The organism is Pseudomonas sp. ARP3, assembly GCF_001029595.1.
Taxonomy (GTDB): domain Bacteria; phylum Pseudomonadota; class Gammaproteobacteria; order Pseudomonadales; family Pseudomonadaceae; genus Aquipseudomonas; species Aquipseudomonas rhodesiae.
Window position 1 is genome coordinate 68,335 of record NZ_LEKF01000029.1, and the last position, 14,067, is coordinate 82,401.

Sequence of the window (14,067 nt, forward strand, 5' to 3'; positions counted from 1 at the left end):
CCAAGGGGGTGCCACGTGGCGCTCAATAGCATCGAAGAACTGGTTGAAGACATCCGCCAAGGCAAGATGGTCATCCTGATGGATGACGAAGACCGCGAGAACGAAGGCGACATCATCATGGCCGCCGAAGCCTGCAAGGCCGAGCACATCAACTTCATGGCCAAGCACGCCCGCGGCCTGATCTGTATGCCCATGAGCCGCGAGCGCTGCGAACTGCTCAAGCTGCCGTTGATGGCGCCGCGTAACGGCTCGGGTTTCGGCACCAAGTTCACCGTATCGATTGAAGCCACCACCGGCGTCACCACCGGCATCTCCGCCGCCGACCGCGCGCGCACCGTGCAGGCCGCCGCCGCCAAGGACGCCAAGGCTGAAGACATCGTCAGCCCCGGCCATATCTTCCCGTTGATGGCCCAGCCCGGCGGTACCCTGGCCCGTGCCGGCCACACCGAAGCCGCCTGCGACCTGGCGCGCATGGCCGGTTTCGAACCCAGCGGCGTGATCTGCGAAGTGATGAACGATGACGGCACCATGGCCCGTCGCGCCGAACTCGAAGCGTTTGCCGCCGAACACGGCATCAAGATCGGCACCATCGCCGACCTGATTCACTATCGGATGATCCACGAACGTACCGTTCAGCGGATTGCCGAGCAGCCACTGGACAGCGAACTGGGCCAATTCAACCTGGTGACCTACCGTGATTCGGTGGAAGGCGACGTGCACATGGCCCTGACACTGGGCAATATTTGCGCCGATGAACCGACGCTGGTCCGCGTGCATAACATGGACCCGCTGCGCGACCTGCTGATGGTCAAGCAACCCGGCCGCTGGAGCCTGCGCGCCGCCATGGCCGCGGTTTCCGAGGCTGGCAGCGGCGTGGTGCTGTTGTTGGGCAACCCGGTGGATGGCGACGTTTTGCTCGCGCATATCCGTGAAACCGCCGAGCAGACCCAGGTGAAAACCCCGACCACCTACAGCATTGTCGGTGCCGGTTCGCAGATCCTGCGTGACCTCGGTGTGCGCAAAATGCGCCTGATGAGCGCACCGATGAAATTTAATGCGATATCCGGTTTCGATCTGGAAGTTGTAGAATACGTGCCCTCCGAATAAAGGCCGGCGATTTCTGCCCCTTGTTCGCGGTTAAATCATCACTGAGGGACGCACTTTTCGCGTCCCGGCTCTTTAAGAGATTTGTCGAATGACCCTGAAGACCATCGAAGGTACCTTCATCGCCCCCAAAGGCCGCTATGCCCTGGTGGTTGGCCGCTTCAACAGCTTCGTGGTTGAAAGCCTGGTAAGCGGTGCCGTGGACGCCCTGGTTCGCCACGGTGTGAGCGAGAGCGATATCACGATCATCCGCGCCCCTGGCGCCTTCGAAATTCCGCTGGTTGCGCAAAAAGTGGCCCAACAGGCCGAATACGCTGCAATCATCGCCCTGGGCGCGGTCATTCGGGGCGGCACGCCGCACTTCGAATACGTGGCCGGCGAATGCACCAAGGGCCTGGCCCAGGTGTCCATGGAGTTCGGCGTGCCGGTTGCGTTCGGCGTGCTGACCGTGGATTCCATCGAACAAGCCATCGAGCGTTCCGGCACCAAGGCCGGTAACAAAGGTGCCGAAGCTGCCCTGTCCGCCCTGGAAATGGTCAGCCTGCTGTCGCAGTTGGAGGCCAAGTGATTTCCGACGAGAGCGATCAGTTCAACCCTCAGGACCCACGCCCTGCGGATGCCGGCAAGCCGTCCAAGAGCGAGAAGCGTCGCAAGGCGCGTCAACTTGCGACCCAGGCGCTGTATCAGCGTCATCTGGCAGGTGCTTCGCTGAACGAAATCGAAGCGCAGTTTCGCGTCGATAACGACTTTACCTTCGCCGATCAAAGCTATTTCCACGACATCCTGCACGGCGTTCACGCCAGCTTGACCGAGATCGACACGGCCCTGGCACCTTGCCTGGACCTGACCATCGAGGAACTGGACCCGGTAGAACTGTGCGTAATGCGCCTGTCCACCTGGGAACTGCTCAAGCGCGTCGACGTACCGTACCGCGTGGTGATCAACGAAGGCATCGAGCTGGCGAAAGTCTACGGTTCGACCGACGGCCACAAGTTCGTCAACGGCGTGCTCGATAAGCTGGCTCCGCGCCTGCGCGAAGCCGAAGTGAAGGAACACAAGCGCTGATCCGCGCTTGAGTTCTCGATGGGTGAGTTTGAGCTGATCCGCAAATACTTCGCCGCCGCGCCTTGTGCGCAGGGCGGTGAAGGTATTGCCCTGGGGATCGGCGACGACTGCGCCTTGCTGGCGCTGCCCCCAGGGGAGCAACTGGCAATCTCCACCGATACCCTGGTGGCCGGCGTGCATTTTGCCGACCCCTGCGATCCGTTCCTGCTCGGCCAGCGCTCGTTGGCCGTGGCGGTGAGTGATCTGGCCGCCATGGGCGCCCACCCCCTCGCATTTACCCTTGCACTCACTACGCCGAGCGTCGACGCCGATTGGCTGCAACGCTATGCCCAGGGTTTGAACGCCATGGCGCAACGCTGCGGCGTGGGCTTGGTGGGGGGCGATACCACGCGCGGGCCGCTGAGCCTGACCATGACCGTGTTCGGCCGTGTCCCGGCGGGGCAGGCCCTGACCCGTAGCGGCGCGCAGCCAGGTGATTGGCTATGCGTGGGCGGCGAACTGGGCAACGCCGCCGGCGCCTTGCCGCTGGTGCTAGGCCAGCGCAGCGCCGAGGCGGCCGTCGCCGAGCCGTTATTGGCCCATTACTGGTCGCCGCAACCGCAACTGGCACTGGGATTGGCGCTGCGCGGCAAGGCCACAGCGGCGATGGATATTTCCGATGGGCTATTGGCCGATTGTGGGCATATCGCCAAAGCCTCGGCTGTCAGCCTGGTCATTGAGCGGCAGGCGCTGCCATTGTCCAAAGCTCTTTTGGCATTCGTTGGTGACGAGCAGGCGCGGGTGGCCGCCCTGAGCGGTGGCGACGACTATGTGCTGGCCTTTACCCTGCCGCCCGCGCAGCTGGCGCCGTTGCTGGGCGACGGCTGGCCGATTCATGTGATCGGCCGGGTCGAGGCAGGCCAGGGCGTGACACTGCTTGACGCCAATGGCCAGGACATCACACCCGCCGTGCGCGGCTACCAACATTTTCGCGATGCACCCTGAAGCGGCGGCCTGGGCTACCCTCAATAGCGTAATCCCTGATGCAAGGCTCTGTAGGAGGTCGCCCCCATGGGTGTACGCCGCTGGTTGCTGACACTGCTGTGCTCCGCCGCGACGCTGTTGCAGGCGCAGGAGACTCCCGTGTCACCTGCCAAGGTTACGCTGGCCAGTGAGGCGTGGGACGGCTACACCAATGCCGACGGCAGCGGCCTGGCTTGGGACGTGATGCGCAAGGTATTCGAGCCGGCGGGATTCACTGTTCAAACCCGCACCGAGCCCTACACCCGAGCGGTTGGCTTGGCCCAGCGCGGCGAGGTGGACGGCTGGGTCGGTTCGTACCGTGACGAAGTCGAGGATGTGCTGTATCCCCGCTGGCACTACGATTCCGATCCCATTTACGCCCTCGGCCTGGCCACGTCCAAGGCGCCGAGCCTGGCCACGCTGGGGGAGTATCGCCTGGCCTGGGTGCATGGCTACAAATACGAGGCCTACTTGCCGAATGTACGACGTTTTAACCAGATACGTCGGCGCGACGGTATTTTGCCGATGCTGCAGCACGGACGAGCTGACTTCTACATCGATGCCTTTACCGAGGCACAGGAAGTCCTCAATCAGGCGCAAGACCCGTCGATCTTTCAGTTGACCCATCTGACCCAACTACCGCTTTACGTGGGTTTTGCCGATACCGAGCAGGGGCGGGGCCTGCGGAACGTGTTTGATCGGCGTATGGATGTGCTGGTGAAAAGCGGCGAACTCAAACCGATTTTCCAGCATTGGAAACAGCCCTATCCATTCTGACCTGCATAGAACCGAGTTGAAGGCCAATCGAACCGATTGATCTTTATCAGCGATCATTCAGCTTAAGCGTCTGTCAGAACCTGCTGTTACAATGCCGCCTCTGTGAAATCTGAAATCAGGAGCACACGGTGCCCGTCGTTTTCGTCGCCGCTTCCAAGCTGCCTACCCCTTTTGCCACGTTCACCATGAGCGGCTTTCTTGAAGAAGCCACCGGGCGCGAGCACGTTGTGCTCAGCCTGGGCGACATCGCCGATGGCGAACCCGTGCTTGGCCGTCTGCACTCTGAGTGCCTGACCGGCGATGCGTTGTTCAGCCAGCGCTGCGACTGCGGCTCGCAGCTCGAAGCCGCGCTGCAGGCCATCGCCCGGGAAGGTCGTGGCGTGTTGCTGTATTTGCGTCAGGAAGGCCGCGGCATTGGCCTGCTGAACAAAATCCGCGCCTACGAATTGCAGGATGGCGGCGCCGATACTGTGGAAGCCAACGAACGTCTGGGTTTCGCGGCCGATCAGCGTGACTACGCGATCTGCCTGCCGATGCTTGAGCACCTGGGGGTCAAATCCCTGCGCCTGATGACCAACAATCCGCGCAAGGTCAAGGCCTTGACCGACATGGGCATCACCGTGGCCGAGCGCGTGCCGCTGCACACGGGGCAAAACCCGCACAACAAGCTCTACCTGGCGACCAAGGCCAGCAAGCTCGACCACATGATGGGCAACGAGCATCAGGGTGAGGTAGACCGCGCGTGACTCGGGGCCAGGTCAAGCGTCGGCTGTCCGTCAACTGGTGGCAGTATCTGGCCCTGGCGCTGTTGCCCTTGTTTGTGATCAACCTGGTGTTTGGCCAGGCTGAATCCTTGCTGCCGGTGTTGGCCATGCCGTTCTTTATCGCGGGTGTGGCCTCGATGTTCCTCAGCCTGCGCTACTTCAACGGCTATAAACACGCGTTGATCGCCACCTCCAAAGCCCTCGACACCGCCGAAGAACCCGGCGCCTGGATCACCTTGGCGGCCCGTCGCCGTACGGCGCTGCTGGTGGCCGCGCTGCCCGCGTGGATCGGTGCGCTGGCGGTGTTCGTCGGCCTGGAGGCGGTGCCGTTGTTTCTATTGGCGCTGTCGACGATGGTGCTGTTTTACCTCTACCGCATCCCGCGTCAGTTGGGATGATGCGCCGCTGGCTGGCGCTGCTGGTGTTGGCGCTGAGTGCCCAGGCCCTGGCGGCTGAGCGGGTGGTCAGCCTGGCGCCGTCGCTGTCGGAAATCGTGATGGAACTGGGGGCTGCCGACCTGCTGGTGGGCCTGCTCGACGGTGGCGAGCGCCCAGCGGCATTGGCGCAGGTGCCTTCCGTGGGGCGTTACGGGCAGTTGGACATGGAACGCCTGCTCAGCCTCAAGCCGGACCTGATCCTACTGTGGCCCGGCAGCGTCGGCCCGGCCCAGCGCGCGCAGTTGCAGCGTTTGAATATCCCGGTGTACGTCGCCGAACCCCACAATCTCGAACAACTCACCACCCAGGTTCAGGCCATCGCCGAGCGGCTTGGGCGTGCCGACGCCGGCCGGCAATTGGCCGAGCAGTTGCGCCAGCGCCTGGCCGAACTGCGTCAGCGCTACCGACGTGCCGAACCTTTACGAGTGTTTTACCAGGTGTGGAACTCGCCGCTGTACACCGTGGGCGGTGGGCAGATCATCAGCGACGCGTTGACGGTCTGCGGCGCACGCAATGTGTTCGACGACCTCAAACTGCCGGCGCCGCAAGTCAGTATCGAGTCGGTGTTGCAGCGCAATCCCGAGCTGATTCTGGTCAGCGATCAAGCGCAAATGGACGCCTGGAAAGCCTGGCCAACCATGGCCGATCGCGTACGGCAGGTGCCCGATAAAGGCCTGGAGCGGCCCAGTGGGCAGATGCTGGAGGCGGTGGGGCGGTTGTGCCAGGTAATTGCGCCGGACCTGTGACTGGAGCCTCAGATTTCCGGAGTCCAGGTCACACCGAACAGCCATACCCGACCTTCTTCGCGGTAATCCTGATTGTTTATAAACGCCGGATCGTTATAGCTATAGCGCGCCCGGGTGTAGGACTTGTCCAGCACGTTATCGACCTTCAGCGACAGCGCCACTTCTCGATTGATCGCCCAACGGCTGCGTAGCCCAAGTAATGCATAACCGCCCAGGCGTTGTGCATTGTCGGCATCGTCATAGCTGCTGCTGATTGCCTGCCAGCTGGCGCCGAGGCCGAGCTGATCGAATTGCCGGTCCAGGTCCAGGCTCAACGTTCGCCGTGCGCGCCGGGCCAGGGTATGGCCGGTGCTACGGTCGCGCGGGTCGATGATCGACAACCCCAGATTGCCCTGCCAGCCGAACAGGTCCTGCTTGAGCGCCGCTTCCATGCCGTTGATACGCGCCGCCGCCACATTCTGCGGCATATCCGTGCTATCGACGATGATTGCGTCGCTCAAGTCGGTACGGTAAAGCGAGGCTTCCAGGTGAGTGCTGTCACTGAGCTGGCTGCGCCACTGCAATTCGTAGCTCTTGGAAGTTTCGGGCTGCACGTTAGGATTGCCGTACTTGGGGTAATACAGGTCGTTGAAGGTGGGGGCGCGAAAGCCTTCGCTGTAGCTCAGCAGCACATCATTGTCGGGGTTGATCGGCAAGGTCAGCGTGCCGCTCCAACTGTTCTGCGCGCCGAACTGTTGATTCTGGTCACGGCGCAGGCCCAGTTCCGTGGAAAACCACTCGCTGTGAAACCGATGCTGCACAAAGGCCGCGCGGTTCCAGCGGCTGTTTTCACTGAACGCGGCGGAGCCGTGGAAGCGGTCTTCATACCAGTCACCGCCTAGGATCAGGCTGTTGTGTTCGTCCAGGGTCAGGTCGTTCTGCCAGTTGACCGAGTCGCGGTAGGTGTTGAACACACTGAAGTCGTCGCTGAGGGTGTCACGCTTGGTGTCGCGGTTCTCGCTGTGGCCCAGTTCCAGGCGTGACTGCCAGCGCGGGTTGAACATGGCCTCGAGGTAACCGCTGGCACTGCTGACGGTGTAATCGGTGTAGGGCTTTTGCCCCAGCGTCTGGCCGCTGGCGGCGTCGTAGCGGCCGAAACTGTTGTCGTACTCCGACTTGCCCCGACTATCGAGCAGGTTGAAACCCGCCTCCAGCGCCTCGCTGAATGAATGGCTGAGGTTAAGACTGAGGGACTGGTTACGGTAAGCATCGTGGTCGCCGTCAGTGGGAAAGGACGCGTGGGTCGAGTTGATGCCAGCGGTTTCATCCAGGCTTGCGCCCAGGTTGAACCGCGTGTGTTCATCCCCGCCTGACAGACCGAGGCTGCGCTGCCAGGTCTGAAGGCTGCCGAAGCCCAAGGTCAGACGTGGCTGTAAGCCTTGCTCGGCGTTGCGTCGGGTGAAGACTTGAATTACCCCGCCAATTGCATCGCTGCCGTAGATCACCGAGCGCGAGCCGCGCAGCACTTCCACGCGCTCGATCTGATCGACACTGATGTATTGCAGGCCGCTATCGCCGGAGGTGGTATTGGCGATGCGCTGGCCGTCCACCAGCACCAGGCTTTGAGCGGACTTGGTGCCGCGCAGGTAGATCCCCGGCAAACTGCCACGCCCGCCGGTGGGCGCCACTTGCACGCCAGGCACGCGGTTGAGCAGGTCGGTAAGGCTGGTCGGTTGCAGGCGGTCGATATCGTCGCGGGTGAACACCGTGTTGGCGGCGCTGCTGTCATTGCGCGCCTGGACCTGGCGGTTGGAGCTGATGACGATATCGGGGAGTTTCAGCGCATCGTCGCGGGTGTCGGCGAGCAATTGCGGGGAGGGCAGGAGCAGCAAGGCAAAGTACAGGTGTTTCATGGGCTGTCCATGGCGTTGAGGAGGGCACAAATCAAATGTGGAAGGGGGCTTGCCCCCTCCCACATTCCTTTGGTCCCGTTTTCTACAGGCCCAGCAGCGCCATGCGGTTGCGCACAGAGGCTTCAATCCCGGCCTCATCCAGCCCGCATTCGGCCAGCATCTGCGCCGGCTTGGCATGTTCGACGTACACATCCGGCAAGCCCAGGTGCAGCACCGACTTGAGGATATTCTCCCGCGCCAGGTACTCGCTGACCGCTGCACCGGCGCCGCCCATGATGGCGTTTTCTTCCACCGTGACCAGCAACTCGTGACTGCCGGCGATCTCGCGCACCAGCGCTTCATCCAGAGGTTTGACGAAGCGCATGTCGACCACCGTGGCGTCGATCTTCTCGGCGACTTTCAAGGCTTCGGCCAATTGCACGCCGAATACCAGGAACGCCACCTGGCTGCCCTGGCGACGCACTACGCCCTTACCGATCTCGATGGGCTCCAGGTCTTTTTCGATCACGGCGTTCGGACCGTTGCCGCGTGGGTAGCGCACCGCAGCCGGGCCGTTGTACAGATGGCCGGTACTGAGCATCTTACGCAATTCGTTTTCGTCGCTCGGCGTCATCACCAGCATGCCGGGGATGCAGCGCAGGTAGGACAAGTCGAAACTGCCGGCGTGGGTCGGGCCGTCTTCGCCCACCAGGCCGGCGCGGTCGATGGCGAACAGCACGTCGAGGTTCTGCACGGCCACGTCATGCACCAATTGGTCGTAACCGCGCTGCAGGAAGGTGGAGTAGATCGCGACCACGGGCTTGGCGCCTTCGCAGGCCATGCCGGCGGCGAACGTCACCGCGTGTTGCTCGGCAATCGCCACGTCGAAGTAGCGCAGCGGGAAACGCTCGCTGAACGCCACCAGATCCGAGCCTTCCTTCATCGCCGGAGTGATGCCCACCAGGCGCGAGTCGGCGGCGGCCATGTCGCACAGCCACTCGCCGAACACCCCGGAATACTTCGGCCCGCTGGCCTTTTTCGGCGCGGCGGCGGGAGCGTCCAGCGGTTCGAGCTTGGTGATCGCGTGATAACCGATCGGGTCGACTTCCGCCGGGGCGAAGCCTTTGCCTTTTTTGGTGACGATATGCAGGAACTGCGGGCCCTTGAGGTCACGCATATTGCGCAGCGTGGCGATCAGGGTCGGCAGGTCGTGGCCATCGATGGGGCCGATGTAGTTCCAGCCCAGTTCCTCGAACAAGGTGCCGGGCACCAGCATGCCCTTGGCGTATTCTTCGGTGCGCCGGGCAATTTCCCACGCGCCGGGCAGACGCGAGAGTACCTTTTTGCTGCCTTCGCGCATGCTGGCGTACGTACGGCTGGAAAGGATCTTGGCCAGGTAGTTGGACAAGCCGCCGACATTGCGCGAGATCGACATGTCGTTGTCGTTGAGGATCACCAGCATGTTGGCGTCCACTTCCGGCGCGTGGTTCAGCGCTTCGAACGCCATGCCGGCGGTCAGTGCACCATCGCCGATCACGGCAATCGCTTTGCGATCACTGTTTTGCAGGCGGGCGGCAATCGCCATGCCCAGTGCCGCACTGATGGACGTGCTGGAGTGGCCGACGCCAAAGGTGTCGTACTCGCTCTCCGAACGACGCGGGAAGGCGGCGACGCCGTCCTTCTGGCGCAGCGTGCTCATGCGCTCGCGACGGCCGGTGAGGATTTTATGCGGATACGCCTGATGGCCCACGTCCCACACCAGCCGGTCGTCCGGGGTGTCGAACACGTAATGCAGGGCGATGGTCAGCTCGATGACGCCCAGGCCGGCACCGAAATGCCCACCGGTCTGACCGACCGTGTAGAGCAATTCCAGGCGCAATTCATCGGCCAGGGTTTCCAGCTCGGCTTCACCCAGACGACGCAGGCCGTCCGGCGTGGCAGCACGGTCGAGCAGGGGCGTGGACGGGCGCTTGCGGGGAATCTCTTGAAACGTCGTGGGCATCAGGCGAATCGTTATAGGTATAGAAAGAGGCGGCAGTTTACCTCAAGCATCGCAAACTGCCCACGCGGAGCGCCGAACTTGGCCGATATGCGGCCGTAATGGCCGTGGTTATCAGTGGCGGCGTTCGACGATATACCGCGCCAGGTTACGCAGAGGTTCGGCCGCCGCGTCGAAAGGTCGCAGGGCCGCCAGGGCCTGGTCACGCAGTTCCAGGGCGTAGGCCTTGGCAGCGTCGAGCCCGAGCAGCGCAGGATAGGTCGGCTTGTCCCGGGCGATATCGGCGCCCTGGCGTTTGCCCAGGGTGGCGGTGTCACTTTCCACGTCGAGAATGTCGTCCTGCACCTGGAAAGCCAGGCCGATGGCCTGGGAGTAGGTCTGCAAGGCCGCCAATTGCGCAGGCTGCGCATGGCCGCTGGCCAGCGCGCCCAACTGCACGGCGGCCTCTATCAGCGCGCCGGTCTTGTGGCGATGCATGTGTTCGAGTGCTTTTTGATCCAGCTTGAGACTGACCGAGCCCATGTCGATGGCCTGCCCGCCGACCATACCGGCAGGGCCCGCAGCCTGCGCCAGTGTGGTGACCATGCGCAGGCGGATCTCGGCGTTGACGCTGCTCAGGCGCGGGTCCAGCAATGCGCTGAACGCCAGGCTTTGCAGGCCATCACCGGCCAGGATGGCATAGGCTTCATCGAAGGCTTTGTGAGTGGTGGGCTGGCCGCGACGCAGATCGTCGTCGTCCATGGCCGGCAAATCGTCATGTACCAGGGAATACGCGTGAATCAACTCCACCGCGCACGCGGCGCCATTGGCCTGCTCGGCCGGCGCGCCCAGCGCTTCACAGGCTGCGTACGCCAGCAAAGGACGCACGCGCTTGCCGCCATTCATCACGCTGTAACGCATGGCTTCATAGAGGCGATTCATTTCCGGGCTTGGCGCTACGAACAAGGGTTCCAGCGCCGCATTCACCCGGGCTTGGCTACTGGCCTGATACGCGTCGATCATTCCGGCTGTTCCGCGTCGAAAGGTTCTTCGGCCAACTCCCCGTCACGCTCCAACAACACCTGTACCTTCTGCTCCGCCTGCGCCAACGCGCTCTGACAGTCGCGGGTCAGGCCGATGCCTTGCTCAAACGCTGTCAGCGAGTCCTCCAGCGACAACTCGCCGTTCTCCAGACGCTCGACCAGAGCTTGCAGGTCAGCGAGGGATTGTTCGAAATCGAGTGCAACTTTTTTGCGGGCCATGGCGGCTATTCCGGTAGACGGTAAACCGGCGCGACACTAGCAGACATGGGGATTCTGGGCAAATGAGCGGGGTCTCACTTGCCTTCTGTGTTGACCTGATAACGCGTGCTGCGGCCGCCTCCGGGCAGACGAACCAAGCAGTTTTTCTCCAGCAGGTCAGCCAGGTGTCGCGTCGCTGTCGCCTTGGAGACCTTTGCCACCGCTTGGTACTGCGCTGCGCTGATGCCGTGTTCGAAGCCCTTCTCATCACCGTCGAGCAGGCGATTGAGGACCTTGATCTGTTCAGCAGACAAAGGGAGGTCGCAGTGTTGCTGCCAGAACCGACTCTTTCCCAGCACTCGGTCAATCCGCGCCATTGCCTGCTGCACGCTGCGTAACAGGGTTTTAAGGAACCACTCCAGCCAGTCAGTGATATCCAGTGAGGCCTTCTGGCGGGATTCCAGTGCGTTGTAGTAGCCGGTGCGGTCTTCGAGGATGCTGGCTGACATGGCATAGAAACGGATGGCCTGGTGTTCACCCTGGGCCAGTGCCAAATCGGTGATAGCGCGTGTCAGGCGACCATTGCCGTCATCGAAAGGATGCAGTGTGACAAACCAGAAGTGCGCGACGCCGGCGCGTACCAATGGGTCCAGTTCCGGCTGATCGCGGCTGGTTTCGAACCACTCCAGAAAATCCGCCAGTGCCTGCTCCAGTCCCAGACGTGGCGGGGCCTCGAAATGCACGGTCGGCCGATCAAGCCGGCCCGACACGACTTGCATTGGCTCATCTCCCCTCAAGGATCCAATATTGAGCGCTCGAGCGGCATAGCCCGCTTCCGGGACCGGGAACAATAAGTGATGCCATTTCAATAGGCGGGCGAGGGTAAACGGCTGGGTGAATTGTTGAGTGGCATCCATCATCAACTCGGCGAGGCCTTCGCTGCGGCGGCTTACCTGACCGTCTTCCATCGCTTCCAGGCCCATCCGCCTTGCCAGGGACGAGCGCACCGAGCCGACATTCAACTGTTCACCCTCAATCGCCGAGGACGTCAGGATATTTTGCAGCAGCGCATCCAGTTCATTCTGTGCGCTGACTGGCTGGCTGACGGAGCCGAGCATGCCCAGCAACTTGCCCTGGGCTTGTCCGCAATCGCGCAGCAACGGCGCGAGGCGACCGGGTTGCCAGTGGAAGTGCGGCCAGTCGGCGTGTTGCCAGATCCAGTGCGGATGAGCCATGGTGGAATGCCTGGGGTGCGTGAGCCGAATAAAGGGGTTATTCGGCTCATTTGGTGAGCCGATTGTGCTGCGGATTTGGCTCAGGGTCTAGGCTGGTGGTGGGTGTTTTCGTGAGCACGCCATAAAGTCCACCTTCTAGGCCGAAATCTAATGACGGATGCTGTACTCTCCGATTTTTCAGGAGCAGTCATCCATGATGCGTCCCGACATCAAAGTCGAATGAGTGTGTCTCTATACCAAGCCCGTAGGTGACGTTCTGCTCAGATATTTGTTGGATAAAGAAAAATGTTAGTTGATCTCACTTCGAAAAAAGCTGGATTAGCGAGTGATTAGCTCATCAAACTCAATGTTTTAGTTGCGCTATGGAGAAATGGTAGAAATTGACCATTTACCAAGTACATGTATCAAGCTAAAAGAAGAAAAATAGCCCTGTGTGGTTCTTGATTGCGATTGTGTTCAGGTGGATCAATTTTTTCATTACTGATGAGTTTTCAGGCGTCAGGTGGTCTTTAAATATCGCTAGCGCCTTGATGAGGTCCTCGTTGGTATTGATACTCTCATCTTCGTAGTCGTCAATTATTTTTCCCAGGGTGTTATTTATAGTTTCCACTGCGCCAGAGATCAGTAGTTTTTTATAATCTTCATCGGTGAGGTGAATGGTTTCAAGCAGAGAGTCCGGGCAATCATTTATGTCCAATAACCTCATGGCCTCTAGCGTGAGTGGGACACAAATCATCTTCATTGTTTTAGTTCCTTATTGAAATGGGTTGCTTCATTGTATTCACTTTGTGTTCTGCCCATTTGCTTTCCTGAAGGAGATGTCTTGTTGTTGGGCACGACGCCTTCAAGGCTTAAGTATCGTCTCGATCCCGGCAATGATGGGTCGTAGATTCTAAAGTAGTTTCCATTGATGTCCTCTACAACTTCAATTCCATTTAGAGGGTTCTTATATATTTTTTTGCCTTTGTCTGTTGTGGTTACAGTTGGATCGGTGCCGGCAAATTTGACAATGTTTTCACTCAGGCTAGCTGTTTTCCAATTCGCTGAGTATTTAGCTGATCGCTCAGCTCCTCCTGTTTTGGGTAATACAGCATCTCCTTCATCAGCTTTTACAGTTTTGGCCGGTTCATTAGCAGCTACCTCTGGCTTACAACCGTCTCCCCCGGGGCAGGTGTTTAAGCCTAACGGATCTACCCATCCTGTAGGGTTTAGAGCGTACTGGTAGGAGTTGATCCCACCCGCCAACTTCACCGGGTCCGGCGTCAGGTAGCGACCAATATCCGGATTGTAGTAGCGATGGCGGTTGTAGTGCAGGCCGCTTTCTTCGTCGAAGTATTGGCCCTGGAAGCGCAGTGGGTTGTCGAGTTTGCCTACGTCGAGGCGGGCGATTTCGCCGTAGGCGCGGTAGTGGGCGGACCAGGCGATATCGCCCTCGGGGGTGGTGAGTTCCTGGGGTGTGCCGAGGTGGTCGAGTTGGTAGTGGTAGGGCTGGGTGTGGTCTGGACCGAAGCCTTCCAGTAGGACTAGCGGCCGGAAGCTGTCGGGTTCGTAGAGGTAGCTGCGGTGGCGGCCCGCTTGGTGTTCGGCGATAAGTGTGTCGCCTTGCCAGAAAAATTCGGTGGTGAGGCCGTCGACGGTTTTGCTGATACGTCGGCCAAACGGGTCATAGCGGTAGCTGGCGGTTTGGCCGTTGGGCCGGGTGATTTCGATCAGCCGGTGTTGGTTGTCATAGCGGTATTCGGTGACGAGTTGCTGGCCTTTGCCGCGGCGTTCCTGGGTCAGGTTGCCGAAGGCGTCGTAGGTGTAGTGGCGGTCGCCCTGGATCAGCAGGCGGTTGCCGGCGAAGC

Annotated in this window: 15 protein-coding genes; 8 read left to right on the plus strand and 7 right to left on the minus strand. The window is 60.9% G+C overall.

All coding sequences use genetic code 11. The annotated features are described in order from the left end of the window. Positions 1 to 15: 15 nt before the first annotated feature. The 8 genes from ribBA (at position 16) to ABX75_RS25360 (ending at position 5,895) form a co-directional block, all read left to right on the plus strand. Positions 16 to 1,107: a bifunctional 3,4-dihydroxy-2-butanone-4-phosphate synthase/GTP cyclohydrolase II gene (ribBA, locus tag ABX75_RS25325; protein WP_034100966.1), complete on the plus strand. Its 1,092-nt coding sequence runs from the start codon at positions 16 to 18 to the stop codon at positions 1,105 to 1,107. An 88-nt stretch (positions 1,108 to 1,195) separates the two neighbouring features. After that, on the plus strand, positions 1,196 to 1,672 hold the full coding sequence (gene ribE / locus ABX75_RS25330) for a 6,7-dimethyl-8-ribityllumazine synthase (RefSeq protein ID WP_034100965.1): 477 nt from the start codon (positions 1,196 to 1,198) through the stop codon (positions 1,670 to 1,672). Then, complete coding sequence (nusB, locus tag ABX75_RS25335; RefSeq protein ID WP_034100964.1) at positions 1,669 to 2,169, plus strand: transcription antitermination factor NusB; 501 nt, start codon at positions 1,669 to 1,671, stop codon at positions 2,167 to 2,169. The genes ribE and nusB overlap by 4 nt, the downstream gene beginning before the upstream one ends. 18 nt (positions 2,170 to 2,187) lie before the next feature. Beyond that, the gene (gene thiL / locus ABX75_RS25340; RefSeq protein WP_047882871.1) at positions 2,188 to 3,153 is read left to right on the plus strand and encodes a thiamine-phosphate kinase; all 966 of its coding nucleotides are present in this window, start codon (positions 2,188 to 2,190) and stop codon (positions 3,151 to 3,153) included. Positions 3,154 to 3,219: 66 nt separating this feature from the next. Continuing rightward, the gene (locus ABX75_RS25345; protein ID WP_034100962.1) at positions 3,220 to 3,948 is read left to right on the plus strand and encodes an ABC transporter substrate-binding protein; all 729 of its coding nucleotides are present in this window, start codon (positions 3,220 to 3,222) and stop codon (positions 3,946 to 3,948) included. A gap of 128 nt (positions 3,949 to 4,076) precedes the next feature. Continuing rightward, positions 4,077 to 4,694, plus strand: a complete 618-nt coding sequence (ribA, locus tag ABX75_RS25350) for a GTP cyclohydrolase II (RefSeq protein ID WP_034100961.1) — start codon at positions 4,077 to 4,079, stop codon at positions 4,692 to 4,694. Next, positions 4,691 to 5,110, plus strand: a complete 420-nt coding sequence (locus ABX75_RS25355) for a hypothetical protein (protein WP_034100960.1) — start codon at positions 4,691 to 4,693, stop codon at positions 5,108 to 5,110. Before ribA ends, ABX75_RS25355 begins: the two co-directional genes overlap by 4 nt. Then, positions 5,107 to 5,895: a cobalamin-binding protein gene (locus ABX75_RS25360; protein ID WP_047882872.1), complete on the plus strand. Its 789-nt coding sequence runs from the start codon at positions 5,107 to 5,109 to the stop codon at positions 5,893 to 5,895. The genes ABX75_RS25355 and ABX75_RS25360 overlap by 4 nt, the downstream gene beginning before the upstream one ends. Positions 5,896 to 5,903: 8 nt before the next feature. Here ABX75_RS25360 and ABX75_RS25365 read toward each other — a convergent pair whose 3' ends face one another. From ABX75_RS25365 to ABX75_RS28820, 7 genes are all read right to left on the minus strand, one after another. Continuing rightward, positions 5,904 to 7,787, minus strand: coding sequence for a TonB-dependent receptor domain-containing protein (locus ABX75_RS25365; RefSeq protein ID WP_047882873.1), 1,884 nt, complete (start codon positions 7,785 to 7,787; stop codon positions 5,904 to 5,906). Positions 7,788 to 7,869: 82 nt separating this feature from the next. Then, on the minus strand, positions 7,870 to 9,768 hold the full coding sequence (gene dxs / locus ABX75_RS25370) for a 1-deoxy-D-xylulose-5-phosphate synthase (RefSeq protein ID WP_034100957.1): 1,899 nt from the start codon (positions 9,766 to 9,768) through the stop codon (positions 7,870 to 7,872). A gap of 111 nt (positions 9,769 to 9,879) precedes the next feature. Beyond that, a complete protein-coding gene (gene ispA, locus ABX75_RS25375) occupies positions 9,880 to 10,767 on the minus strand; it encodes a (2E,6E)-farnesyl diphosphate synthase (protein WP_034100956.1) in 888 nt (295 codons plus the stop codon). Beyond that, positions 10,764 to 11,006, minus strand: a complete 243-nt coding sequence (locus ABX75_RS25380; protein ID WP_003194556.1) for an exodeoxyribonuclease VII small subunit — start codon at positions 11,004 to 11,006, stop codon at positions 10,764 to 10,766. Before ABX75_RS25380 ends, ispA begins: the two co-directional genes overlap by 4 nt. 74 nt (positions 11,007 to 11,080) lie before the next feature. Beyond that, positions 11,081 to 12,220, minus strand: coding sequence for a Fic family protein (locus ABX75_RS25385; protein ID WP_047882874.1), 1,140 nt, complete (start codon positions 12,218 to 12,220; stop codon positions 11,081 to 11,083). A gap of 409 nt (positions 12,221 to 12,629) precedes the next feature. Then, positions 12,630 to 12,962 carry a hypothetical protein gene (locus ABX75_RS25390; protein ID WP_034115239.1) on the minus strand — a complete coding sequence of 111 codons (333 nt, stop codon included), beginning with the start codon at positions 12,960 to 12,962 and terminating at the stop codon, positions 12,630 to 12,632. Continuing rightward, positions 12,959 to 14,067 (minus strand): RHS repeat domain-containing protein (locus tag ABX75_RS28820; RefSeq protein WP_144419327.1); only part of this gene is annotated, 1,109 nt, incomplete at its 5' end. The genes ABX75_RS25390 and ABX75_RS28820, both read right to left, overlap by 4 nt.